This window comes from Arthrobacter sp. AD-310, assembly GCF_054656615.1.
On record NZ_BAAHNO010000009.1, the window covers coordinates 1 to 23,675 of the forward strand.

General features: G+C 65.2%; 20 protein-coding genes. 5 read left to right on the top strand and 15 right to left on the bottom strand.

The genetic code is table 11. The annotated features are described in order from the left end of the window. Nucleotides 1-58: 58 nt before the first annotated feature. The 3 genes from ACYQ1Z_RS05765 to fdxA form a co-directional block, all read right to left on the bottom strand. Complete coding sequence (locus tag ACYQ1Z_RS05765) at nucleotides 59-1,345, bottom strand: citrate synthase (RefSeq protein ID WP_459791548.1); 1,287 nt, start codon at nucleotides 1,343-1,345, stop codon at nucleotides 59-61. A 250-nt stretch (nucleotides 1,346-1,595) separates the two neighbouring features. Then, the gene (gene dapC / locus ACYQ1Z_RS05770; protein ID WP_459791549.1) at nucleotides 1,596-2,735 is read right to left on the bottom strand and encodes a succinyldiaminopimelate transaminase; all 1,140 of its coding nucleotides are present in this window, start codon (nucleotides 2,733-2,735) and stop codon (nucleotides 1,596-1,598) included. Nucleotides 2,736-2,748: 13 nt separating this feature from the next. Then, nucleotides 2,749-3,075 (bottom strand): ferredoxin, encoded by a 327-nt coding sequence (fdxA, locus tag ACYQ1Z_RS05775; RefSeq protein WP_009356972.1) that lies wholly within the window; start codon nucleotides 3,073-3,075, stop codon nucleotides 2,749-2,751. A 136-nt stretch (nucleotides 3,076-3,211) separates the two neighbouring features. Between fdxA and ACYQ1Z_RS05780 the strand changes: the two genes are divergently transcribed. Continuing rightward, nucleotides 3,212-3,451 carry a putative acetyltransferase gene (locus tag ACYQ1Z_RS05780; protein ID WP_459791550.1) on the top strand — a complete coding sequence of 80 codons (240 nt, stop codon included), beginning with the start codon at nucleotides 3,212-3,214 and terminating at the stop codon, nucleotides 3,449-3,451. Between the two features lie 48 nt (nucleotides 3,452-3,499). Here the strand turns inward: ACYQ1Z_RS05780 and ACYQ1Z_RS05785 are convergent, their stop codons facing one another. After that, the gene (locus ACYQ1Z_RS05785) at nucleotides 3,500-3,859 is read right to left on the bottom strand and encodes a hypothetical protein (RefSeq protein ID WP_459791551.1); all 360 of its coding nucleotides are present in this window, start codon (nucleotides 3,857-3,859) and stop codon (nucleotides 3,500-3,502) included. 663 nt (nucleotides 3,860-4,522) lie between these two features. Next, nucleotides 4,523-6,451 carry a translational GTPase TypA gene (gene typA, locus ACYQ1Z_RS05790; RefSeq protein WP_459791552.1) on the bottom strand — a complete coding sequence of 643 codons (1,929 nt, stop codon included), beginning with the start codon at nucleotides 6,449-6,451 and terminating at the stop codon, nucleotides 4,523-4,525. A 277-nt stretch (nucleotides 6,452-6,728) separates the two neighbouring features. Here typA and ACYQ1Z_RS05795 point away from each other — a divergent pair, with 277 nt between their 5' ends. Then, nucleotides 6,729-7,592 (top strand): SGNH/GDSL hydrolase family protein, encoded by an 864-nt coding sequence (locus ACYQ1Z_RS05795; protein WP_459791553.1) that lies wholly within the window; start codon nucleotides 6,729-6,731, stop codon nucleotides 7,590-7,592. A 70-nt stretch (nucleotides 7,593-7,662) separates the two neighbouring features. Here ACYQ1Z_RS05795 and ACYQ1Z_RS05800 read toward each other — a convergent pair whose 3' ends face one another. The 6 genes from ACYQ1Z_RS05800 to ychF all read right to left on the bottom strand — a co-directional run bounded on the left by ACYQ1Z_RS05800 (nucleotide 7,663) and on the right by ychF (nucleotide 16,287). After that, complete coding sequence (locus tag ACYQ1Z_RS05800) at nucleotides 7,663-9,369, bottom strand: dipeptide ABC transporter ATP-binding protein (RefSeq protein ID WP_459791554.1); 1,707 nt, start codon at nucleotides 9,367-9,369, stop codon at nucleotides 7,663-7,665. Nucleotides 9,370-9,380: 11 nt separating this feature from the next. Beyond that, a complete protein-coding gene (locus tag ACYQ1Z_RS05805; RefSeq protein ID WP_459791555.1) occupies nucleotides 9,381-10,322 on the bottom strand; it encodes an ABC transporter permease in 942 nt (313 codons plus the stop codon). Further along, nucleotides 10,312-11,241 carry an ABC transporter permease gene (locus ACYQ1Z_RS05810; protein ID WP_459791556.1) on the bottom strand — a complete coding sequence of 310 codons (930 nt, stop codon included), beginning with the start codon at nucleotides 11,239-11,241 and terminating at the stop codon, nucleotides 10,312-10,314. Before ACYQ1Z_RS05810 ends, ACYQ1Z_RS05805 begins: the two co-directional genes overlap by 11 nt. A 122-nt stretch (nucleotides 11,242-11,363) precedes the next feature. After that, nucleotides 11,364-13,049 carry a peptide ABC transporter substrate-binding protein gene (locus ACYQ1Z_RS05815; protein WP_459791557.1) on the bottom strand — a complete coding sequence of 562 codons (1,686 nt, stop codon included), beginning with the start codon at nucleotides 13,047-13,049 and terminating at the stop codon, nucleotides 11,364-11,366. Between the two features lie 288 nt (nucleotides 13,050-13,337). Further along, entirely contained in the window at nucleotides 13,338-15,098 is a 1,761-nt protein-coding gene (locus tag ACYQ1Z_RS05820; RefSeq protein WP_459791558.1) for an ABC transporter family substrate-binding protein, read from the bottom strand. A 103-nt stretch (nucleotides 15,099-15,201) separates the two neighbouring features. After that, entirely contained in the window at nucleotides 15,202-16,287 is a 1,086-nt protein-coding gene (gene ychF, locus ACYQ1Z_RS05825; RefSeq protein ID WP_459791559.1) for a redox-regulated ATPase YchF, read from the bottom strand. 90 nt (nucleotides 16,288-16,377) lie between these two features. Here ychF and ACYQ1Z_RS05830 point away from each other — a divergent pair, with 90 nt between their 5' ends. Next, nucleotides 16,378-17,628, top strand: a complete 1,251-nt coding sequence (locus ACYQ1Z_RS05830; RefSeq protein WP_459791560.1) for a DNA recombination protein RmuC — start codon at nucleotides 16,378-16,380, stop codon at nucleotides 17,626-17,628. 82 nt (nucleotides 17,629-17,710) lie between these two features. Here ACYQ1Z_RS05830 and ACYQ1Z_RS05835 read toward each other — a convergent pair whose 3' ends face one another. Together ACYQ1Z_RS05835 and ACYQ1Z_RS05840 are read right to left on the bottom strand one after the other, a co-directional pair. Beyond that, a complete protein-coding gene (locus ACYQ1Z_RS05835) occupies nucleotides 17,711-18,790 on the bottom strand; it encodes a 4-hydroxy-3-methylbut-2-enyl diphosphate reductase (RefSeq protein ID WP_459791561.1) in 1,080 nt (359 codons plus the stop codon). A 9-nt stretch (nucleotides 18,791-18,799) separates the two neighbouring features. Next, complete coding sequence (locus tag ACYQ1Z_RS05840) at nucleotides 18,800-19,651, bottom strand: hypothetical protein (RefSeq protein WP_459791562.1); 852 nt, start codon at nucleotides 19,649-19,651, stop codon at nucleotides 18,800-18,802. A gap of 173 nt (nucleotides 19,652-19,824) precedes the next feature. Between ACYQ1Z_RS05840 and xseA the strand changes: the two genes are divergently transcribed. Both xseA and ACYQ1Z_RS05850 read left to right on the top strand, forming a co-directional pair. Continuing rightward, complete coding sequence (gene xseA / locus ACYQ1Z_RS05845) at nucleotides 19,825-21,207, top strand: exodeoxyribonuclease VII large subunit (RefSeq protein ID WP_459791563.1); 1,383 nt, start codon at nucleotides 19,825-19,827, stop codon at nucleotides 21,205-21,207. Further along, nucleotides 21,200-21,418 carry an exodeoxyribonuclease VII small subunit gene (locus ACYQ1Z_RS05850; protein ID WP_459791564.1) on the top strand — a complete coding sequence of 73 codons (219 nt, stop codon included), beginning with the start codon at nucleotides 21,200-21,202 and terminating at the stop codon, nucleotides 21,416-21,418. The genes xseA and ACYQ1Z_RS05850 overlap by 8 nt, the downstream gene beginning before the upstream one ends. Nucleotides 21,419-21,456: 38 nt before the next feature. Here the strand turns inward: ACYQ1Z_RS05850 and ACYQ1Z_RS05855 are convergent, their stop codons facing one another. Then, a complete protein-coding gene (locus ACYQ1Z_RS05855) occupies nucleotides 21,457-22,311 on the bottom strand; it encodes a polyphosphate kinase 2 family protein (protein WP_459791565.1) in 855 nt (284 codons plus the stop codon). A gap of 52 nt (nucleotides 22,312-22,363) precedes the next feature. Beyond that, on the bottom strand, nucleotides 22,364-23,584 hold the full coding sequence (locus ACYQ1Z_RS05860) for a pyridoxal phosphate-dependent aminotransferase (RefSeq protein WP_459791566.1): 1,221 nt from the start codon (nucleotides 23,582-23,584) through the stop codon (nucleotides 22,364-22,366). Nucleotides 23,585-23,675: the final 91 nt, after the last annotated feature.

Genomic DNA, 23,675 nt, shown 5'->3' on the forward strand with positions numbered 1-23,675 from the left:
CCCCCCCCCCCCCCCCCCCCCCCCCACCCCCCCCCCCCCGCCGTCGTACTGGTTGCTGCTAGCGGACCGGGTAGTCGCGCTCCGGCTCTCCGATGTAGAGCTGGCGCGGGCGGCCGATCTTGGTGTTCGGGTCGCTGATCATTTCGCGCCACTGGGCGATCCAGCCGGGGAGCCGTCCGATAGCGAACAGCACGGTGAACATCTTTTCGGGGAAGCCCATGGCCTTGTAGATCAGGCCGGTGTAGAAGTCCACGTTCGGGTAGAGCTTGCGCTGGATGAAGTAGTCATCGTTCAGCGCCTTCTCTTCCAGGCGCAGGGCGATGTCGAGCAGTTCGTCGTTGCCGCCGAGCTTGGTAAGGATCTCGTGGGCCGTGGCCTTGACGATCTTGGCACGCGGGTCGTAGTTCTTGTAGACGCGGTGCCCGAAGCCCATGAGGCGGACGCCGTCTTCCTTGTTCTTGACCTTCTCCATGTAGTCCTCGGGCTTGAGGCCCTCGGCCTGGATCTGGCGCAGCATCTTCAGAACGGCTTCGTTGGCGCCGCCATGCGCGGGGCCGAACAGCGCGTTGATGCCGGCAGAAACGGAAGCGAAGAGGTTGGCGTTGGAGGAGCCCACCAGGCGCACGGTGGAGGTGGAGCAGTTCTGCTCGTGGTCGGCGTGCAGGATGAGGAGCAGGTCCAGGGCCTTCACAATGACCGGGTCCAGTTCGTACTGCTCGGCGGGCAGGCCGAAGCTAAGGCGCAGGAAGTTCTCCACCAGGTTCATGGAGTTGTCCGGGTACAGCATCGGCTGGCCGATCGACTTCTTGTGCGCGTACGCGGCGATGACCGGGAGCTTGGCCATCAGGCGGATGGTGGAGACTTCCACCTGTTCGGCGTTGAACGGGTCCAGCGAATCCTGGTAGAACGTCGACAGTGCGGACACGGCCGAGGACAGGACGGGCATCGGGTGCGCGTCACGGGGGAAGCCGCCGAAGAAGCCCTTCAGCTCCTCGTGCAGCAGGGTGTGGCGCCGGATCTTCTGGTCGAACTCATCCAGCTCCGTGGGCGTGGGCAGGTTGCCGTAGATCAGCAGGTAGGACACCTCGAGGAAGCTGGAGTGCTGCGCCAGCTGCTCGATGGGGTACCCACGGTAGCGCAGGATGCCCGCATCGCCATCGATGTAGGTGATGGCGGACGTGGTTGCCGCGGTGTTCATGAAGCCGGGGTCAAAGGTGACTGCACCCGTCTGCTTCAGCAGCTTGGAAACGTCATAACCTTCGTTTCCTTCAATAACCGGGATGCGCGGGAGCTTGAGCTCGCCACCTGCGTGGAGCAGGGTCGCAGCGTTGTTGGTCTCAGTCATGGAGTCCCCTTCATGAGGCTTCTGGGCCTCTGTCGAAAGCTTGATCCAATATCAGGTGAGCCGCGCACTGACCCTGAGGACACAGGTTCCAACACCCGGGCTGCCTTCTTGTAGAAAGCCACCATTGATCACTTAAAAAGTACCGCCCCTTTGCCGGGTGCCACTAATCCGCGACGGTCCGATATCCCCTAAAATGCCCCTGATGTGGCGCGAGTCACAGCAATGTTACGCGCCTCACTGCCGCCCGGGGTCAGCTGAGCCGGGCGACAGCGGCGTCTATCCGCTCATCCGTGCCGGTCAGGGCCACGCGGACGTAGCCGTTGCCGGCATCACCGTAAAAGACGCCCGGGCCCACCACGATCCCGAGCTCCGCGAGCCGGCCAACCGTGGTCCACGTGTCCTCGCCCGCAGTGCTCCACAGGTACAGGCCGGCGTCGGAATCCTTGATCTCGAGGCCGAAGTTTTGCAGAGCAGGTACCAGCCGTTCCCGGCGTCCGCGGTACAGGTCCTTCTGGGCCTCCACGTGCGTGTCGTCGCCCAGCGCTACCCGCACGGCTTCCTGGACAGGGTAGGGCACAATCATGCCGGCGTGTTTGCGGCTGTTGATCAGGTTGGGCATCAGGTCCGGATCGCCGGCCACGAAGGCGGCACGGTATCCGGCCAGGTTGGACTGCTTGCTCAGGGAGTAAACGGCCAGCAGGCCCTGGTGGGATCCGCCTGCAACCCTCGGGTCAAGGATGCTGGGAACCGCCTGGCCGCCGCGCTGCACGTCCCAGGCCCCCCAGCCGAGTTCCGCGTAGCACTCGTCCGAGGCCACCACGGCCCCGAGTTCCCGGGCGTGGGCGACCAGCGCTTTCAGGGAGTCGGCGTCACGGACGCTGCCCGTGGGGTTACCCGGGGAATTGACCCAGATGAGCCGAACGCGTGACCGCGTGACGTCGTCGAGCTCGTCCAGGTTGTCCGTGGCGACGGACGTGGCGCCGGCCAGCGTCGCGCCGATATCGTACGTCGGGTAGGCGACCTTGGGGCGCACGACGACGTCACCCGGCTTCAGGCCCAGCAGCAGCGGCAGCCACGCAACAAGCTCCTTGGAACCCACGGTAGGCATGATGTTGCGCGGGTCCAGACCGGATACTCCCCTGCGGCGTTCAAACCAGGCTGCGATGGCCTCGCGAAGGGCCGGAGTGCCGTGGACGGTCGGGTAGCCCGGAGCGTCCGCAGCGGCCTTCAGGGCCTCCTGGATGAGCGCCGGCGTGGGGTCCACCGGGGTTCCGATAGAGAGGTTGACGGCACCGTCAGGGTGCTCCGAAGCCTTCGCGAGGTACGGCGCCATGGCCTCCCACGGGTAATCGGGCAGGTCAAGGCCGAACGAATTCACTGCTGCGGTCACCTTTTTCCGAGGGTCAGTGGTCTTGGTTCTGCGGAGGCAGCGCGGCGATCATCGGGTGGTCCTTGCCGGTGTTGCCGATCTTGGCGGCGCCGCCGGGCGAGCCGAGGTCGTCAAAGAACTCCACGTTGGCCTTGTAGTAGTCGGCCCACTCGTCCGGAGTGTCATCCTCGTAGTAAATAGCCTCGACCGGGCAAACGGGCTCGCAGGCGCCGCAGTCGACGCATTCGTCCGGATGGATGTACAGCGAACGCTCACCCTCATAGATGCAGTCGACGGGGCATTCTTCGATACATGCCTTGTCTTTGACATCTACACACGGCTGCGCGATTACGTACGTCACGTCCCTGGCCTCTCCACGTTGGTCCCGGCGACCCGCCGGTTCTTGCATCCGGCAGCTGTGGCCGGACTATTGACATCTGAGCCTATTATCTCCCAGCCCTTTCCCGCGAACCTAGCCGGACGCCTAGTATGAAGTGGTGAGTCAGCCCTCCCCCACGCCCGCCGGATTTCTTGCCTCCGCCGCTGCCGGAACCCGGGTGGTGGTGCGGTACCGGATCGACGACGGCCTCACCGACGCCCTGGGCCTCCTGGTCTCCTGCGACGCCGGTTCCTGCACTGTCCGCACCCGGCAGGCCGACGTCGTCATTGGCCTTGACCGCGTGGTGGCTGCCAAGGAAGTCCCCCCGGCGCCCCCGCGGCGCTCCCCGCGCGCCTAGGACCGGCCTCACCGCGCCGGGACTGCCCGGGCGCAATGTGCCCGCCCTTCACAGCGCACGGCGGTACGTGGCCAGGGCCTGATGCACCATCCGGACGAAGCCCCCGGGCTCCCGGAACAGCATCTCGAATGTCACACGGAGGGTTGGAACACCTTGAACGACCGTGACATTCCACCGCCGCCTGTCTTCCCGGTAGGCTTCCCGGCTGCTGTGGCTTGCATATCCGTCCGTCTCAATGCCCAGCAGGCCATCAACCAGCAGGTCAAGATGGCCCATCCCCGGGATTTTCACTTGCATCTCAACCGTCAGCCCGGCCTCTTCCAGCAGATAGCGGGCCATCGTCTCGATGATGGAACCGGACTGGGGCCGGATTTTCGCAACCAGGCCGAGAATCGCCTTCTCCCGCACAGGCCGGGAACCGTTCCCGCAGGGCCGGAAGCTGGACCAGCCCCGCCTTGACGGCGGACTCAGCGATGCTCAGCCCCTCAAGCGGCGGCAGGCAACGGAGTGATTGGCAGACGACATCCAGGGGCGACAGGGGGATGGCACTGCGGTGAACCACACAGCCCGGGATATGCTTCCCGTGCCGCGCGGCGAGATGTGGCATATCCGGGACCCGGACCACCCACAGCCCAGCGGCCAGCGCGGCAGTTACACAACCAGGAACCGCGTGGTGGCGGGCAGCGTGGACCACCATGGGATCCGCGTCCGGCAAGGCATAGACACCCCGGGTCACCCTCAGGACGGAGCCGTCGAGGACCCGGCTTTCCAGGTCGCGGCGGGTAACCCCGGCCCTCTTAAGGGCGCTGGTGTCCGAAACTCCCCCCACGGCCGTGAGGACTGACGTAGCAGTGTGCATGGGATGCATACTGCCCTGTTCCTGAGGCCGGACCGGCGGGCGGGAGTGACTATGTGGAAAAGTGCCATGCGCACCGAGGCAGCCGCTCACTGCGCAGGGACGGTCCCTGAACAACGAACTGCGGCCTCACTGCGCTGCCCGGCACAGGCCGCCCGTTAACCACGAATGCCGCCGGCGTGGTGCCGGCGGCATTCGTTAGGGATTTCGCGTTGTTACGCCTTGGCGCGGGCGCGGGCAGCCTTGGCACGCTCGTTGGTGTCGAGGATCACCTTGCGGATGCGGATGGCCTCGGGGGTCACCTCGACGCATTCGTCATCGCGGGCGAACTCCAGCGACTCTTCGAGGGTGAGCTCGCGCGGCGGAGTCAGGTTCTCGAAGCTGTCGGAGGAAGCGGCACGCATGTTGGTGAGCTTCTTTTCCTTCGTGATGTTCACGTCCATGTCGTCGGCGCGGGAGTTCTCGCCCACGATCATGCCCTCGTAAACCTCGGCGGTGGGCTTGACGAAGAACGAACCGCGCTCCTGCAGGTTGATCATGGCGAACGGGGTGACAACGCCGGCACGGTCGGCAACCATCGAGCCGTTGGTGCGGTACTCGATGGCGCCGGCCCACGGCTCGTAGCCCTCGGAGATGGACGCGGCGATGCCGGCACCACGGGTTTCGGTGAGGAACTTGGTGCGGAAGCCGATCAGGCCACGGGCAGGAACGATGAACTCCATGCGAACCCAGCCGGTGCCGTGGTTGGCCATGTTGGTCATGCGTCCCTTGCGGGCGGCCATGAGCTGGGTAACGGCGCCCAGGTATTCTTCGGGGACGTCGATGGTCATGTGTTCCATCGGCTCGTGGATCTTGCCATCGATGGTCTTGGTGACCACCTGGGGCTTGCCGACGGTGAGCTCGAAGCCTTCGCGGCGCATCTGCTCGACCAGGATGGCGAGGGCGAGCTCGCCACGGCCCTGGACTTCCCAGGCATCCGGACGCTCGGTGGGGAGCACCTTGATGGAGACGTTACCGATCAGTTCCTTGTCCAGGCGGTCCTTCACCTGGCGCGCGGTGACCTTGGCGCCCTTGACCTTGCCGGCAAGCGGCGAAGTGTTGATACCGATGGTCATGGAGATGGCGGGATCGTCCACGGTGATCAGCGGCAGCGGCTGCGGGTTTTCGACGTCGGTCAGGGTCTCACCGATGGTGATGTCTTCGATACCGGCGACGGCGACGATCTCACCCGGGCCTGCGGATTCGGCGGGCACGCGCTCCAGCGCCTTGGTGGCGAGGAGTTCGGTGATCTTGACGGTCTTCAGTTCGCCGTTCTGGCGCGCCCAGGCAACCTGCTGGCCCTTGCGGAGGGTGCCGTTGTAGATGCGGAGCAGGGCGAGGCGGCCCAGGAACGGGGAGGCGTCCAGGTTGGTGACGTGCGCCTGCAGGACACCTTCCGGGTTGTAGGTGGGAGCAGGGATGTGCTCGATGATGGTCTTGAACAGCGGCTCGAGGTCTTCGTTGTCCGGGGCGGAGCCGTTGGCCGGCTGCTCCAGGGACGCGCGCCCCACCTTGGCGGCGGCGTAGACGACCGGAACCTCAAGGACCTTGTCCAGGTCAAGGTCGGGGACGTCGTCGGCCAGGTCCGACGCCAGGCCCAGGAGCAGGTCCATGGACTCGTGCACGACTTCGTCGATGCGGGCGTCAGGACGGTCGGTCTTGTTGACCAGGAGGATGACCGGCAGGTGCGCGGCGAGGGCCTTGCGCAGCACGAAGCGGGTCTGGGGCAGCGGGCCTTCGGAGGAGTCGACCAGGAGCACAACGCCGTCCACCATGGACAGGCCGCGCTCCACCTCGCCACCGAAGTCGGCGTGGCCGGGGGTGTCGATCACGTTGATGGTGATGGTTTCGCCGTTGGAGGACGGACCGTTGTAAGCCACCGTGGTGTTCTTGGCCAGGATGGTGATGCCCTTTTCGCGCTCCAGGTCACCGGAGTCCATGACGCGGTCTTCAACCTCCCCGTGCGAGGCGAAGGAGTTGGTCTGCTTGAGCATGGCGTCGACCAGCGTGGTCTTGCCGTGGTCAACGTGGGCCACAATCGCGACGTTGCGCAGGTCACTGCGCGATGCAGTGGCTACCGCTGTGTTGGTGGTGGTTTCAGACATGCGTAATGGCTCGATTCAGTGGAGTCAGCTGTTGTATCGCGACATTTCCAACCGGAACGCACGACAGATCCGGCCCTTTGCACAGGGCGCCTTCCCCTATTCTACCGGCAGTGGCATTTATTGGCCTAAATATCCGGCCGCCATCCGCCCCTCCTGTGCACGGGGGATCGCGCCACCGGCAAAATAAGTGATCAAAATCACTGGCCTTTCGTCGAGGCATGCCACATGATTGCTCTGACCCACCGCACGACGCACTGAACAAGCCCGGAGACAGCCAATGAAGCAAGCCTCGGCCACCCGTCGCCCTGGCACCTCCGGACTGGCCGTCCTTGCGTTGTCAGGCGTCCTGGCACTCTCCGGCTGCAACCTGCCGGTTTCCCCGCCCAGCACCGCCGGTGCGGCACCCGCTGCCGCACCCGTTACTGCCGGGGGCGGGGCCGCTGCCGCTGCAGTGGCTGCCGGTGCGCAGGTCCGAAACCCTGCCAGCGGAAGGCTTGAGGCCGTGGTCCCGGACATCAGCCGGAGCGTCCTTCTGATTGGCGACTCGCAGTCGGAACCCGCGGACGGCTGGCCGCGGCTGGGCCTCGCCGCAGCAGGCTACAAGGTCTACTTCTGCGGGCGGGGCGGCACCGGGTTCGTGGCCGCCAACGGGCAGACCGGCAACTACGTCGACGCCCTGCAGGACGGCGACTGGCTACTACCGTCGGGAACACCGGCCCTGATCGTCATCCAGGGCGGCGGCAACGATGCCGCCACGGGGGCAAGCGACAGGCAGATCGTCGCCAATGCGGAGACGCTGATCGCCGAGCTGCAGTCCCGCTATCCGGGTACCCGGCTCGCCATGATCGGCACGCTCGCCCGCAGTAAGAACGACGGCGGGGGGCGGCGCACCGAAGTCGACGCACTGCTCGGCACGGTTGCTGCCCGGCACAGCCTGCCCTTCATATCGGTGGGCGACTGGTTGACCCGCTACGGGCTGGCAAAGGACCTCGCCGACGCGGTGCACATGAACGCCTCCGGCCGCCAGTCCCTGGGGCGCCTGCTGGATCAGCAGCTGAGGGCCCTTGGCCTGGACCGCAACACTGTTCCGGACACATCGCCTGTGCTGGCCGCCGGGGCGGGCACCACAACCGGGGATTAGGGCATAAGACCGCAGAACGGCTGGAGTCCGTGCCCGCGGGCACGGATTCCAGCCGTTCTGTCGGATGCGGCTATGCCACCTCTGGCGGCAGCATCAGCTTGGCGCCGGGGATAGCGTTGAGCAGCGCCTTGGTGTATTCCTTTTGGGGCGATTCGAAGACGTCATCCGTGGAACCGGTCTCCACCAGTTGCCCCTTCTCCATAACGCAGACGTGGTCCGCAATTTGGCGGACTACGGCGAGGTCGTGGGTGATGAAGAGGTAGGTCAGCCCGAGGTTTGCCTGCAGGTCCGCCAGCAGGTTCAGGACCTGCGCCTGCACCAGCACGTCCAGTGCTGACACCGCTTCGTCACAGATGATGACCTCGGGGTCCAGCGCCAGGGCGCGGGCGATGGCCACGCGCTGGCGCTGCCCGCCTGAGAGCTCATTCGGGTACCGCTGCATGGCTGACTGGGGCAGCGCCACCTGGTCCAGCAGTTCCCTGACCTTTTTCTCCCTGCTGGCGCGGTCACCGATCTTGTGAACCCGCAAAGGCTCCTCGATGGTACGGAAGATGTTGTACATCGGGTCGAGGGAACCATAGGGGTCCTGGAAAATCGGCTGCACCCGGCGGCGGAACTTGAACAGTGCCCCCGGCTTGAGCTGCGAGGTATCAACGCCGTCGAACACGATCCGGCCCGCCGTGGGCTTTTCCAACTGCAGGACCATCTTGGCCACGGTGGACTTGCCGGATCCCGACTCGCCCACAATCGCCGTCGTGGTCCCCCGCTGGACATCGAAGCTGACACCGTCCACTGCGGCGAAATCCGTTGCCCGGCCAAGGCCCTGCCGGAGCTTGTACACCTTCCGCAGATCCCGGATCTGCAGGACGTTGTCCTTCGCAGCGGTCTCGGCGGCGGGCGCGAGCAGGTCCGACGTTTCCACGCCCTGTTCCTTGGCCACCTGGATGCGGCGGCTGGCCAGCGAGGGCGCGGACTCGACGAGCCGCTTGGTGTAAGGGTGCTGCGGGTTCCGCAGCAGTTCCAGCGACGGGCCGGCCTCCACCACCCGGCCCTGGTACATCACCACGACTTTGTCCGCCCGCTCTGCTGCCAGCCCCAGGTCGTGGGTGATGAGCAGCACCGACGTGCCGAGGTCCGTGGTCATGGTGTCCAGATGGTCCAGGATCTGCCGCTGGACAGTCACGTCCAGGGCCGACGTCGGTTCGTCCGCGATGAGCAGGCGCGGCTGGCAGGACAGGCCGATGGCAATCAGGGCACGCTGCCGCATGCCGCCCGAGAACTCGTGCGGATACTGGTTTGCACGGCGGCCGGCGTCCGGCAGGCCGGCCTCGGACAGTACCTTGGCGATGTCTTCCGGCCCGCTGGGACGCCCGTTCGCCCGCAGGGTTTCCCGGACCTGGTAGCCGATCTTCCACACCGGGTTGAGGTTGGACATGGGATCCTGCGGGACCATGCCGATGGTGTTGCCACGCAGTTCGATCATGCGCTGCTCACTGGCGTGGGCGATGTCCTCGCCGTCGAGCAGGATCTGCCCGCCCGAGACCCTGCCATTGTTGGGGAGGAGGCCGATCGCCGCCAGGGCGGTGGTCGACTTGCCGGAGCCGGACTCCCCCACGATGGCCACGGTTTCACCGGGCATGATGGTCAGGTGGGCGTCGCGGACCGCCTGCACCTCCCCGCCGCTGGTCTTGAAGGTGATGGCGAGGTCGCGGATTTCGAGCAACGGCTTTATGCCTGTGGTGCCGGCTTCCTGGATGCGGACGTCTGGAGTTGTCATCTTCTGGTCTCTCATCGCTGACGGCTCTTGGGGTCGAGGGCGTCACGGACTGCATCGCCGAGCATGATGAAGCTCAAGACGGTGATGGACAGTGCCGCTGCCGGGTACAGCATGATCTCCGGTTTGGTGCGGATCGAAGCCTGCGCCCCGGCGATGTCGTTGCCCCAGGACATGATGCTTTGCGGCAGCCCGATACCGAGGAAGGACAGGGTGGCCTCGGCCACGATGAAAACGCCGAGTTCAAGGGTCGCCAGCACGATGATCGGAGCAAGAGCGTTCGGCAGCACGTGTCGCAGCAGCGCCCCGAACCTGGAGACGCCCAGCGCCTGGGCCGCGGTGACGAAGTCCGCATTCCGCACCTCAATGACGGCGCCGCGCGTGATGCGGGCCATCTGCGGCCAGGCCAGGAGCGAGATCACAAACACGACGGTCCACACGCTCTTGTTTTCGCGGAAGAGCGGAAGCTGGGTGATGACCAGCGCGCCGAGGATCAGTGGCAGCGCGAAGAAGATGTCACCCAAGCGGGCAAGGACCGAATCAAGCCAGCCGCCGTAGTATCCCGCCAGGGCCCCGATCGTCACGCCGATCACCAACACGCAAAGGACCGAGAGGATGCCCACGGACAGCGATGCCTGCGTCCCGTGAATGACGCGAGAGTAGATGTCGCAGCCCTGGAAGGTGAAGCCAAACGGGTGCCCGGGGGCAGGACCGCCCTCGGAGTTCGCCAGCTCACAGCCTTCATTCGGCGGTGTCGAGGTGAACAGCCCGGGAAACAGCGCCACAACGATCAAGGCGAGGATCAGCAGCGACGAAATGATGAACAGCGGACGACGGCGGAGCTTGCGCCAGGCGTCTGCCCAGAGGCTGAGCGGTGCCTGGTCGGTTTTGACCGCGTCCGTCGCCTGCAGCGGCGTCTCGTCGATGGGGGCAACGAAGTGGTTGTTACTGGTCATAGCGGATCCTCGGGTCAAGCCAGGCGTACAGGAGGTCGACAAGCAGGTTTGCCACCACGAACACCAGCACCAGCACACTGACGATGGAAACGATGGTGGGTCCTTCACTGCGGAGCACTGCCTGGTAAAGCTTGTTGCCGACGCCGGGAACGTTGAAAATGCCCTCGGTGACAATTGCTCCACCCATGAGGGAGCCGAGGTTGGCGCCCAGGTAGGTCACAACGGGGATCAGCGAGTTGCGCAGGATGTGGGCCAGCACTACCCGGGGCCGGGAGAGTCCCTTGGCGGTGGCTGTCCGGACGTAGTCCGCGTTCATGTTTTCGCTGACCGACGCCCGGGTCAGGCGCAGGACGTATGCGAAGGACACCAGGCCCAGTACCACTGCGGGCAGCAGGAGTGTGCCCCAGTCGGCGTTGGCGCCGACTGTGGGTTTTGCCCAGCCGAGTTGCACGCCGAAGACGAGCTGGAAAACGAAGCCGAGGACGAACGTGGGAACGGCGATGACTACGAGCGAGGCCACCAGGACGGTGGAGTCGAACCAGCCGCCGCGGCGCAGGCCTGCAAACACGCCGAAGGCAACACCGAAAATGGCCTGGATGGCGAGGGCTTCGATCGCCAGCATGGCGGTTACCGGAAACACCCGGGCCAGGCTCGCTGCGATGGGCTGGCCGGTGAAGTCGTTGCCCAGGTTGAAGGTGAAGAGGTTTTTCAGGAAAAGTCCGTACTGGACCCAGAATGGTTCGTCGAGATGGTACTGGCTCCGCAGGGTGTCGATGACGGCCTGCGGGGGCTGGCGGTCGCCGAAGAGCGCCGCGATCGGGTCACCCGGTAGGGCGAACACCATGTAGTACACCAGGAGTGTGGTGCCAAGGAAGACGGGGATGACCTGGAGGAGTCGGCGCAGGATGAAGCGGACCACAGGATCACCGGCCTTCCAGCATGGAAGAAAACAGGTTCATGAGTGCCTTCCTGCCGTGCAAGCGAATGGGGGCCCGGCCGTGACCGGACCCCCATGCGCCTGGTGGCAAGTGAGTTCTGGGACTACTTAGCCGTGATATCGAAGTAGCGGATGCCGCCGTTCCAGCCGGTCTCGGCCTTCACAACGTTGTTGCTCCACACGATGGGTCGTGCCTGGTCCCAGAGCGGCAGGCCCGGAAGGTCCTCGAAGAGAATCTCCTGTGCCGCGTTGAACTTCTCGTTGGCTTCCTCGGTTGTCTTTGCCGCGAGGCCCTCCTTGAGGAGCTTGTCGAACTCAGGGTTCGAGTACTTCTCGTAGTTGGATGATGCGTTGGTTGCCCAGACGGGTCCGAGGAAGTTGTACAGGGACGGGTAGTCGCCCTGCCATCCGGCGCGGGTCAGGCCCGGGAGGGACTGGGACTTGCGCAGGTTCAGGACTTCAGCGAACTTGGCGAAGGGCTGGATTTCAGCCTGGATGCCGAGGTTGTTCTTGAAGCCATTGGCAACGGCGTCGATCCATTCCTTGTTGCCGCCATCCGTGTTGGAGGCGATCTGGAGCGGCTTGGAGTCGTCGTACGGCTGGATCTTCTCGGCCTGCGCCCACAGGTCCTTTGCCTTGGCGGCGTCGAACTTGAGGACTTCGCTGCCCTTCAGGCCTTCCTTGAAGCCGTCGATGACCGGGGGAACGTATGCCTTGGCAGGGGTGCGGGTGCCGTTGAAGACAACCTTGGCGATTTCCTCGCGGTTGATGGCGTAGGAAAGGGCCTGGCGCCGGAGCTTGCCGGCTTCACCCTGGAAGTTGGGGTTGTACGGCGGGATGTTCAGCGTGGAGTTGGTTGCCACGGGCTTGGTGGCGTTCCGGTCCTGGAAGTCGGTGACGTAGGTCTTCAACGCATTGGACGGGAGCACGTCGGTGATATCCAGGTTGTCCGACTGCAGGTCCGTATAGGCCGGCTGCGGGTCCGTGTAGAACTTGAAGGTGACACCGCCGTTCTTGGCCTCGCGGGGACCGCTGTAGTCCTCGTTCTTGACGAGCGAAATGGACTGGTCGTGGACCCAGGCGCCTTCCTTCTCCATCTTGTAGGGACCGTTGCCCACAGGGTTCTCACCGAAAGCCTTCGGGTCAGCAAGGGCCGCAGAAGGAAGAGGGAAGAAGGCGGAGTAGCCAAGGCGAAGCGACCAGTCGGCTTCAGGCTGGGCGAGCTTCACCGTAATGGTGGAGTCGTCGGTTGCTGCCAGGCCGGACATGGTTTCGGCGGTCGGCGCCGGGGTGGTGGTGGTCTTGCCGTCAGCCGACTTTTCTTCGGTTACAGCGGAGACTTCCTCGTATCCGGCGATGGACTCGAAGAAGAAGCCGTTGTTCTGCAGGTTCTTCGAGTTTGCGGCGAAGTTCCAGGAATCAACGAACGTCTTGGCGGTGATTTCCTCGCCGTTGGTGAACTTCTGGCCCTGCTTGACCTTGATGGTCCAGTTCTGGGCGTCCGTGGATTCGATGGACTCCGCCAGGGCGTCAACGGGCTTGCCGTCGGCGTCGTAGGTCCGCAGGCCTTCGAAGAGGAGCTCGACCACGCGGCCGCCATACACTTCGTTGGTATTGGCCGGCAGCAGCGGGTTCTGTGGTTCGTTGCTGTAGGCGGTAATGACCTTGTTCGGATCGCCGGCTGATTCGCTGGCCCCCTCGGTGGTGCCGCCTCCAGCGCCGCACCCGGTCAGGGCAAGTGCGGCGATTGCCACGACGCCCAGTGCTTTGGAAGTGCGTGTGAAACGCATTCCGCCTCCTATGAGTTGTGGGAGAGAGAAGGGAAATCTTGTGCTTTCCCGCAGGCCAGCCACAGTCCGGAACTGTGACGCAGCCTACATATGACGATTAGCCTAACCGCATGGAGTCCAAATACTGGTACTCCGTTGCCAAACCGTGACCGGGGCGCTCCGATGCGTTGTCCGGTCCGCGGAAGTTGTGCACGTCACATGCTACTCGCCAGTAGGCTTAACGGCGAATCGGGCGCCGGGTGGGTCCCGGCGCCCGATTTTCGAAGGCATTGAGGAGGCATCAGCTGCTCAGGCCAGGCGCCAGTCCCACACGTTCCACCAGACGCCCAAAGGGCCGGAGCTTGATTTCACGCCCGTGATGCGCGGGCCAACAACGGTGGTACCGACGGTCTGGTACAGCGGCATCCCGTAGGCGTTCTCCCAAATCTCCTTGTCGATGCCGGCAAGGATTTCGTCCTGCTTGCCGATATCGGTCGTCCGGGCGAGCTGCTCCATGGCTTTGTCGGCATCGGGGTCGGAGAAGCCGTTGAAGTTGCTGCCCGCCCCGGTGCGGAAGATTTGTGGAACCCTGCTGACACCAGCACTCGTACCGATCCAGCCGAGCAGCGCGGCGTCGTACCCGGACCCGCCCAGGGACTTGGCCCAGTCCGCGCTGCCCTGCCCGCCGTCCACGACCTGGAACCCCGCAAGGGCTGCGGAGTCCCGGATCAAGGCAAAGGCCCTGGCCCGGTTTGGGTTGTCCCGGTTGTAGAGGATCCGGATAGTTGGGGTGGCGCCGTCGAGGAGGTCCCTGGCGGCGTCGATATCCACCTCTGCATATTCGGACGAGCCGTTGTTTTTCGCCGTGTCGGCGTATCTCGGCTGGGCCGGAAGGAAGACGTGCGAGTCGAGAGGTTTGGCGTCCGGCAGCAAGTCTCCCACCACTGCGTCCACAATGTCCTGGCGCGGAACTGTCTTCAGGAAGGCCTCACGGACGTCGCGGTCAGCAAAGGGCCCGGAGAAATTGAGGTCCAGGTGGTCGTAGCCGGACTGGTTGTACCGTTCAACCGTGATGCCCTGCCCCGCGAGCCCGGCGAGGAGGTCGTCGGTGCCGGTTGAGGGCTGGGGCGAGATAATGTCTGTCTGTCCGTTCCGCAGCGCGTCCGCCGCGGTGGTCAAGGACCCGGTGAAGCGGATGTTGATTTCGTCCAGCCAGGGTTCGGAACCCCAGACGTAGTCCCGGTTCCGGACGAGCCTCATGGAGACTTCCGGGACGATGTCCACCACGATGTAGGGGCCGCTGGACAGGTACAGTGCGGGGTCGTCCGGCAGGGCCTTCGTGTCGAAGCCGGAGTTCCAGAAGTCACTGACCGCCTTCAACCCTGTATTGACGGCAGGTTCCCCGGGGTTGCCCCGGCTTGAGTCCCGCAGCAGCTCCACCAGGTCTTCCTCATCGTTCAACCCGCTTTTGGCCGCCACGACGTGCGCGGGGAGGCCGACGTCGAAGGCCACTTCCCAGTCGGCGTAGGGTGTGGTGTATTCCAGCGTGATGGAGCGGCCGTCGTCGCCCAGCTCGGGAAAGAGGGTCCCCGCCAGGCCGCTGGTGTCCGAGGCCGCGGCGAAGTACCTGGTGCCCGTCCCGGCGGCGGGGTCGGCGTCGTCGAAGTAGCCTGAGCCGGCCGCCCAGCTGAGGAGGAGGTCGCCGGCGTCGACAGCCTCGCCGTCGGACCACTTGACGCCTTCGTTGACGGTGTACCTGACCTTCAGCGGGTCATCGGAGACCTTCTCGAAGCGGCCGAACCTGTCGTTGCGGACCACCGCGGCTTTGTCGTCCAGGTAGTAGAACCCGGAGTGGGTGATGTAGCCGATCTTGGAGTTGATGTCGGTGTTGCCGTCGGCGCTGTATGGGTTGAAGGAGGAGAAAGCGTTGACCTCGGCGACGGTGGCAGCGCCCCCGCGTTTTGCCTCCCCCACGATCACCGGCGCAGTGCCGCCGCCGGAGCAGCCTGCAAGGATGAGCGCAGCCACCACTGCTGCAGTGATGTAACGCGCCAGGCGCCCAACCGGCATGCCGCCTCCTTGTGTTTTCCCCGGGAGGGGGACCTGGAGCCGCCAGGTTCACGCCCTTCATAGCAAGAATACGGCGTTCCCCCGCCGGGGCGCCGGACCGCCGCTAAACGTTGAAGCGGAACTCCACCACGTCGCCGTCGGCCATGACGTATTCCTTGCCTTCGATCCGGACCTTGCCGCGTGACTTGGCCTCGGCCATCGACCCGGCGTCCATCAGATCCTCGAAAGACACCACTTCGGCCTTGATGAAGCCGCGCTGGAAGTCGGAGTGGATGACGCCGGCCGCCTGCGGTGCGGTATCACCCTGCTTGATGGTCCAGGCCCGTGCTTCCTTCGGCCCTGCCGTCAGGTAGGTCTGCAGTCCCAGGGTGTGGAAGCCGACCCGGGCCAGCTGGTCCAGCCCGGACTCTTCCTGACCGTTCATTTCCAGCATCTCGCGGGCTTCTTCCTCGTCCAGCTCCACGAGGTCGGCTTCGAGCTTGGCGTCCAGGAAGATGCAGTCCGCCGGGGCCACGAGGGCACGCAGTTCTTCCTGCTTTTCGGGGCTGCCCAAGATTGCTTCGTCCGCGTTGAAGACGTAGATGAACGGCTTTGCCGTGAGCAAGCCGAGCTCCTTGAGGTGCTCCATCTCCAGCTTGTCGCTCTTGATCGAGGAGTAGATGGTGTCGCCGCGCTCCAGCACTGCCTGGGCTGCCTTGATGGCGGTCAGCTCGGCGGCCTCCCGCTTCTTGATCTTGACCTCTTTTTCGATCCGGGGAATGGCCTTCTCGATGGTCTGCAGGTCGGCGAGGATGAGCTCGGTGTTGATGGTCTCCATGTCGGAGCGGGGGTCCACCTTGCCGTCGACGTGCACGACGTCGGGGTCGTCGAACACGCGGACCACCTCAGCGATGGCCTCAGCCTCACGGATGTTGGCGAGGAACTGGTTGCCCAGGCCTTCACCCTCGGAGGCGCCCTTGACGATGCCGGCGATGTCAACGAAGGAGACGGCCGCCGGGAGCACGCGCTGGGAGTTGAAGATCCCGGCGAGTTTCTGGAGCCGGGGGTCGGGCAGGTTCACGACGCCGACGTTCGGTTCGATGGTGGCGAACGGATAGTTCGCGGCCAGGACCTGGTTGCGGGTGAGCGCGTTAAAGAGTGTTGATTTGCCGACGTTGGGCAGTCCGACGATGCCAATAGTAAGAGCCACGAGCATTGATTCTACCTGCCGGGCGGCCCCCGCCCGTACCGCCGGATGTCACTGCCCGGGATTGTCGGGGCCCCGTGCAACAGTGAGGGCATGGATGTTTTCGCGTTGATTCTGGCCTTATTCATGCTGCTGCTGGGTGCCCTCGCCGGCGCCGCCTTCACCTATTCCCGGCTGCGAAAGAACTCGCAGGCCCTGGAAGCCGATTTCGACGCCGTTTCGTCCCGGCTGTCCGAGGTCACCGCGCAGTTCGCCGCGGCCGACGCCGAGCGGCGGCTTTTGGCGGCACAGAACCGGGAGCTGGGCGAGGCACGGACGCATGACGGCAGCGTGCTGCGGGCGTTGGCCCCGGTTGCGGAAAAACTGACCGCGGTGCAGCAGCAGGTGGCCTTGCTAGAGCGCGACCGGGTGGAGCAGTACGGCCAGCTCGCGCAGCAGCTGCAGGAAGCCAGGCTCTCCGACGAGCAGCTGATCCGGTCTACGCATGCCCTCGAGTCCGCCCTCCGGTCCAACAGCGCCCGCGGACAGTGGGGCGAGGTCCAGCTTCGCCGTGTCGTGGAAGCCGCCGGGATGCTGCGGCACGTGGACTTCGTGGAGCAGGTCCACAGCGCCGGCGGTGATAAGGCCGTCCGGCCGGACCTTGTTGTCCAGCTGCCCGGCGACAAGCAGCTGGTGGTGGACGCCAAGGTCCCCCTGTCCTCCTACCTTGAAGCGCAGGAGCTCGGCGCAGGCGTCCGGGCCGGCCAGGCCGCAGGCACCCAGGCTTCCAGTGCAGCAGGACCTGCCTCCGAGGCTGACCGGAGGATGCAGCAGGCGCTGCTCGCAGCACACGCCAAAGCCCTTCGGGCGCACGTGGATGCACTGGGCGGCAAAAGGTACTGGGATATCCCCGGCAATTCGCCCGAGCTGGTGGTCTGCTTCATTCCGGCCGAGTCCATCCTCGCGGCGGCCCTGGAGGCGGACGCCGGACTCCTGGACCATGCCCTGTCCCGCAACGTGGTCCTGGCTTCCCCGGGAACACTGCTGGCCGTGTTGAAGTCCGTGGCCTTCACTTGGCGGCAGGATGTCCTTACAGACAGCGCCCGTGAACTCTTCGACCTCGCCCGGCAGCTTTATGACCGGATGGGGACCTTGGGCGAGAACGTGGGCAAGCTGGGGTCGTCGCTCAAGACGTCCGTGGACCGGTACAACTCGCTGGTGGGCACGCTCGAGGCCAGGGTCCTGCCCACCGCCCGGAAGCTCAACAGCATGGAGGACGCCGGTTTGCTGACTCCGCCTGTGGTTGAGGTGACGCCCCGCTCACTGGCAGCTCCCGAGTTGCAAGGCGACGAGGAAGCCGCCTAGGAGGCCTGGCACGCAAAAAGGGTGCGGGCCCGGCAGCCGCCGGGCCCACACCCTTTTCTGTTGCTTGCTCAGCCGCTGCTTGTCAGCTGCGGGGCCTGCGGCCGCCCAGGGCCCGGCTGACGTCGCCTGCCTGCTTGAGGGTGGCGCGGAGTTCCTTGGGCAGCGAGAAGAGCAGGTCCTCTTCCGCGGTCACCACTTCCTCCACGGTGCCGTAACCGTAGTCGGCCAGCAGCCGCAGCACGTCCTGAACCAGGACCTCGGGCACAGAGGCACCGGATGTGACGCCGACAGTGGCAACGCCTTCGAACCAGGCCTCGTCAACCTCGTTGGCGAAATCCACCCGGTAGGAGGCTTTGGCACCGTATTCCAGCGCGACCTCCACTAACCGGACCGAGTTCGAGGAGTTCGCGGAACCCACCACGATAACCAGGTCGGCCTGCGGCGCGATCTTCTTGATTGCCACCTGCCGGTTGGTGGTTGCGTAGCAGATGTCGTCGCTGGGCGGGTCCTGCAGCGTGGGGAAGCGTTCCTTCAGCAGCCGCACCGTTTCCATTGTTTCGTCAACGCTGAGGGTGGTCTGGGAGAGCCAGATGACCTTGTCCGGATCGCGGACGGTGACCTTGTCCACTTCGTGGGGGCCGTTGATGATCTGGATGTGCTCGGGAGCTTCGCCGGAAGTGCCTTCCACTTCCTCGTGGCCGTCGTGGCCGATCAACAGGATGTCGAAATCGTCCTTGGCGAAACGGACCGCTTCCTTGTGCACCTTGGTCACCAGCGGGCACGTGGCATCAATGGTGCGCAGGCCGCGTTCTTCGGCAGAGTTGACCACTGCAGGAGAGACGCCGTGCGCAGAGAAGATGACCAGGGCGCCTTCCGGGACCTCATCGGTTTCGTCAACGAAGATGGCGCCCTTTTCCTCCAGGGAGCTGACGACGTGCACGTTGTGGACGATCTGCTTGCGCACGTACACCGGCGGACCGTAGTGTTCCAGCGCCTTCTCGACGGCAATGACGGCCCGGTCCACTCCGGCGCAGTATCCCCGGGGAGCGGCCAGCAGGACCTTCTTGGTGCCCGCCACGGGTGCCGCAGCTGCTACTTCCTCAGGTGAGCGGCGCCTACGGGGGACGGTGGGCATCGAAAGAGAGACAGCGGAGGAGGTCATCCCTCCATGCTACCGGCTTGGCTGCCGCCGCTTCCGCGATGCGATCCCCGCCACAACGCCCAGGAGCAGCACCAGTCCGCCGGTGATCGCGGCGGTTACCGTCCACCCCGTGAAGTCGGCGTTGGCAGCAGCGACGAACTCGTTCCTGAACATGTTCGCAACTTCGTTGCCGGTATCGATGGCCAATGCCGCCCCTGCCCCCAGCTGCGCACCCGCTGCCCATAGGGCCGCAAGCAGCAGCCCGCCAGCACCGGCACCCACAAGGACGGTCCAGCGACGGTGCGCCGACACCAGGGCCAGGAGGAATGCGACGACGGCTCCGGCAGCAAGGATGTACCCGAGGGGCGCGTAAGTCGCCAGCCGCTCTGTCCATTCCCGCTGTTCCGGCTGTCCCACATTGATGAGGGTCTCGCCCGGCGGGTCAAGCGGGAGCCGGGTCGCCCGGGAAATCTCTTCGGCGCCCAGCGCCACCAGCGGGGCAACGTCAAGGGTCAGCGACGACGTGGAACCGGTGGCTGCCGGCTCGTCGCCGGCCTGCGGGAAACTAAGCCGGTGGCTCTTGCGCAGCGTCTCTTCCCAGGCCGCCGGGTAGCCCGGCAGCCCCGTCAGGGAGGTTGCGGCATCCTCCAGGACCGGCTGGACCAGGTCGGCCAGAAACCCGGGGACCGCGCTGGTATCGATGGTTCCGACGGCTGCGGCGGCAAGCTGTTGCTGGAACTCGGCGTTCTTCCCCAGGGGCGCCGCCAGGCTGACGAAGCCGTCCTCCTGGACGATGTTGCGGTCCAGCCAGATGGCCGGAACTGCCACGGCGGCCAGCAGGACACCCAGCACAGTGGCGACGGCGGAAACAAAAGTGCGCACAGCAGATCCTTCAGGTTGGCGGCGGTAAATCCATCCTAGGCAACGATCGCGGCCGGATTCTGTCAGTCCCGCGTGCTAGAGCTTATGGATAAGGTTTAATGACCGCTGCCTGGCAGCCGTACCCATGACAAAGGACCCCATGCCCGCAACTCCAGCCCTGCAAGGGCGATTGCATGTCTGAACAGGCCGCCCTCCCCGGCACTGCACTGCCTGGCACTGCACCATCCGGCACTGCACCGTCCACGCTCCCGGCCACCGCCGCTGAGACCACTCCCGACAACCCGTGGCCGCTGCAGCTGCTCTCGCAGAAGCTCAAGGCGCACATCGACAGGACCCCCTCCGCTTGGGTTGAAGGCCAGGTCATCGAGCTGAACCGCCGCGGCAGCAACGCCTACCTAACCCTGCGCGATGTTGATGCGGAGGTGTCGCTGCCCGCGTCGCTCTGGTCCAAGGTGCTGGAGCGACAGAACCTGCCCCTTGAACGCGGGTCGCGCGTGGTGGCCCTGCTGAAACCGGAGTTCTGGATGAAGACGGGCCGGCTGAACATGCTGGTCCGGGACATCCGGCCGGTGGGCCTCGGCGACCTCCTGGCCAGGATCGAGAGGCTCCGGCAGGCCCTCTCGGCGGAGGGCCTCTTCGCCGATTCCCGGAAGAAGCCCCTCCCCCTCCTGCCGCACCGCATCGGCCTGATTACCGGCCGGGATTCTGATGCAAAGAAGGACGTGCTGCGAAACGCCGCCCTGCGCTGGCCCGCGGTGGAATTCGAAATCCGCGAGGTGGCTGTCCAGGGCAACACCGCGGTGTCCCAGGTCGTCCGCGCCCTCCGGGAGCTTGATGCCCACCCTGTTGTGGACGTCATTGTCATCGCCCGTGGCGGCGGCGCGCTCGAAGACCTGCTCCCGTTCAACAGCGAGGAACTGGTCCGGGCGGTCGCGGCGGCCGCCACGCCCGTGGTCAGTGCCATCGGCCATGAGGCGGACCGGCCCCTCCTTGACGATGTCGCGGACCTGAGGGCCTCCACTCCCACGGACGCCGCAAAACGGATCGTGCCCGAGGTGTCCGAGGAACTCGCCGGAGTCCGGCAGGCGCGCGAACAGTTGAGGCGCTGCATGGAGCGCCTGGTGGACCGGGAGTCGGACCGGCTTGCGTCCCTGCATTCCCGGCCGGTCCTGGCATCGCCCGAAGGACTTGTTACAGTCCGCTCCGAGGAAATCGAGCGGCTGTTGCGGAGATCCTCGGCTGCCGTGAATTCGACCGTGGTGCGCGCCGCTGACCAACTCGATCATCTTCGGGCCCAGGTGCGTGCCCTGTCGCCGCAAAAAACGCTTGACCGGGGCTACGCCGTCGTCGAACTCGCTGGGCAGCAGGCCGGGGCAACCGCCGTCGCCGGGCATGCAGTGGTCCGCCGTCCGGCAGACGCCCCTTCCGGCGCACCCCTTTCCATCCGCGTGGCGGAAGGACGCTTCGGCGCCACATCCACCGGCGCCGCCGCCATCGGGGCAGCCGGCCCCGTCCCGGAGCAGGACAACCCGCAGCAAGGAGGTCACCATGAGTGAACCAAAGACAGAATCCGATACCGCTCACCTGAGCTATGAGGAGGCCCGTGAGCAGCTCATCGCCGTGGTGGGCCGGCTGGAGGCAGGCGGGGCGAGCCTGGAAGAGTCGCTGGCGCTTTGGGAGCGGGGTGAGGCCCTCGCGGCACGCTGCGAGGAGTGGCTGGAGGGTGCCCGGAAGCGGCTGGCGGCCGCCCGCGACCAGCCGCTGTAGACAAACCGGCCCCCTGGCAGTCCGCGAACCGGAGCCATTCAGGACCGGGCCACGAGCTCCCGCTCGGTGTCAACGTCGAATTCCGCTTTGGGCCATTCGAGGTGCAGCCCTTTCAATGCGGACATCAGCAGTTGCTGGACGGCGATCCGGGCGTACCACTTCTTGTTCGCCGGGATGACGTGCCACGGCGATTCAGGCGTGTTGGTCGCATCGATGGCGGCCTGGAACGCCCGCATATAGTCGTCCCAGAACGCGCGCTCATCCCTGTCGCCCCGGCTGTACTTCCAGTGCTTGGCAGGGTTGTCCAGCCGGGCCAGGAGCCGCTTCTTCTGCTCGTCCGCGCTGATGTGCAACATCACTTTGACCAGGGTGGTGCCTGAGTCCCACAGCCGCGCCTCGAACTCGTTGATCGCCACATACCGCCTTTTGATCTCCTCGGGCGTGGCCCAGCCGTGCACCCGGTGGATCAGGACGTCCTCGTAGTGGGAGCGGTCAAAAACGCCGACCATGCCGGCGGCGGGTACTTCCTTTTCGATCCGCCAGAGAAAGTCGTAGGACTTTTCCTCCGCGGTTGGCGCTTTAAAGGCCTTGAACTGGACGCCCTGGGGATCCATGGCGCCCATAACGTGCTTGACGATGCCGCCCTTGCCCGCGGTGTCCATGGCCTGCAGGATCAGGAGGATCCGCTTGGTGCCCCCGAAGCGCGACTCGGCGAACAGCTTTTCCTGGAGCTCCGCCAGCTCGTCGTCCATGGCCGCCAGCAGGAGGCGCCCGTCCTCCTTGGTTCCGCCGTAACCGGGCGTGGAGTCAGGGTCAAGGTCCGACAGCTTGAAGCCCTGTCCGGCCTGGAGGATTTCAGAGGGGTGCTCGTCAAAGCCAACGACGCCGTCCATGGGGATTCCTTTCCGCGAGCTGCCACGGGACCAACACGCCCGTGTGCACAGGCTAGTTCCCCTGGTACCTGCTCAGGAAGTCCCCCATCCGGCCCACGGCTTCTTCGATGTCCTTGACGTTGGGCAAAGTGACCATGCGGAAGTGGTCAGGGCGCACCCAGTTAAAGGCCCGGCCGTGCGACACCAGGATCTTCTGCTCGCGTAGGAGGTCCAGGACAAACTTTTCGTCGTCGCGGATGTGGTAGTACTCCGGATCCAGCTTCGGGAAGAGGTAGAGGGCGCCGCGCGCCTGCTGCGTGCTCACCCCGGGGATGGCGTTGAGCATGTCGTACGCCTTATTGCGCTGTTCCAGGAGCCGCCCGCCGGGCAGGATGAGGTCATTGATGCTCTGGTACCCGCCCAGGGCCGTCTGGATGGCGTGCTGCGCCGGAACGTTCGCGCAGAGGCGCATGTTCGCGAGCAGGCTGATGCCTTCCAGGTAGTCCGCGGCGTCCTTTTTGGGCCCGGAGATCGCCATCCACCCGGCCCGGTAACCGCACACCCGGTATGCCTTCGACAGGCCGCTGAACGTCAGGCACAGCACATCGTCCCCAGTGAGTTTGGCCAGGTTGATGTGGACGGCGTCCTCGTAGAGGATCTTTTCGTAGATTTCGTCGGCGAAGATCACAAGGCCGTGCTTTTCGGCGAGGGCCACGATCCGCTTCAGCGTTTCCTCGGGATAGACGGCGCCGGTCGGGTTGTTCGGGTTGATCACGACAATGCCCTTGGTGCGGGGCGTGATCTTCGCTTCCATGTCCTCAAGGTCCGGCTGCCAGCCGCTGTCCTCATCGCACAGGTAGTGGACGGGACGTCCGCCTGCCAGCGCCACGGACGCCGTCCACAGCGGGTAGTCCGGGGTGGGAATCAGGACTTCGTCCCCCGAATCGAGGAGGGCCATCAGGGACATTGTGATGAGTTCGCTGACCCCGTTGCCCAGGTAGATGTCGTCGACGTGGATGTTCTGGATGCCGCGGGTCTGGTAATACTGCGAGACAGCCGTACGGGCCGAGAAGATGCCCCGCGAATCGCTGTAGCCCTGGGCGTGGGGCAGGTGACGGATCATGTCCACCAGGATGGCGTCAGGCGCCTCGAATCCGAACGGCGCCGGGTTTCCGATGTTCAGCTTGAGGATCCGGTGGCCCTCCGCCTCCATCTGCTGGGCTGCCTGCAGGATCGGTCCACGGATGTCGTAAAGGACGTTGTTGAGCTTCGTGGACTGCCTGAATTCTGCCATCCCTCAAATATGCCACAGGAAGGATACGAGGCCGTTGAGACATCGCCCACACGTCCGACGGCGGCTGCCGGACTTTTGGAAGTCCGGCAGC

Bases quoted from the DNA above. Each gene is read 5' to 3' on its own strand.
- ACYQ1Z_RS05765 (WP_459791548.1), bottom strand. From the start codon at position 1,345: ATGACTGAGACCAACAACGCTGCGACCCTGCTCCACGCAGGTGGCGAG.
- typA (WP_459791552.1), bottom strand. From the start codon at position 6,451: ATGTCTGAAACCACCACCAACACAGCGGTAGCCACTGCATCGCGCAGT.
- ACYQ1Z_RS05795 (WP_459791553.1), top strand. From the start codon at position 6,729: ATGAAGCAAGCCTCGGCCACCCGTCGCCCTGGCACCTCCGGACTGGCC.
- ACYQ1Z_RS05800 (WP_459791554.1), bottom strand. From the start codon at position 9,369: ATGACAACTCCAGACGTCCGCATCCAGGAAGCCGGCACCACAGGCATA.
- ACYQ1Z_RS05805 (WP_459791555.1), bottom strand. From the start codon at position 10,322: ATGACCAGTAACAACCACTTCGTTGCCCCCATCGACGAGACGCCGCTG.
- ACYQ1Z_RS05815 (WP_459791557.1), bottom strand. From the start codon at position 13,049: ATGCGTTTCACACGCACTTCCAAAGCACTGGGCGTCGTGGCAATCGCC.
- ACYQ1Z_RS05820 (WP_459791558.1), bottom strand. From the start codon at position 15,098: ATGCCGGTTGGGCGCCTGGCGCGTTACATCACTGCAGCAGTGGTGGCT.
- ACYQ1Z_RS05830 (WP_459791560.1), top strand. From the start codon at position 16,378: ATGGATGTTTTCGCGTTGATTCTGGCCTTATTCATGCTGCTGCTGGGT.
- ACYQ1Z_RS05835 (WP_459791561.1), bottom strand. From the start codon at position 18,790: ATGACCTCCTCCGCTGTCTCTCTTTCGATGCCCACCGTCCCCCGTAGG.
- xseA (WP_459791563.1), top strand. From the start codon at position 19,825: ATGTCTGAACAGGCCGCCCTCCCCGGCACTGCACTGCCTGGCACTGCA.
- ACYQ1Z_RS05850 (WP_459791564.1), top strand. From the start codon at position 21,200: ATGAGTGAACCAAAGACAGAATCCGATACCGCTCACCTGAGCTATGAG.
- ACYQ1Z_RS05855 (WP_459791565.1), bottom strand. From the start codon at position 22,311: ATGGACGGCGTCGTTGGCTTTGACGAGCACCCCTCTGAAATCCTCCAG.
- ACYQ1Z_RS05860 (WP_459791566.1), bottom strand. From the start codon at position 23,584: ATGGCAGAATTCAGGCAGTCCACGAAGCTCAACAACGTCCTTTACGAC.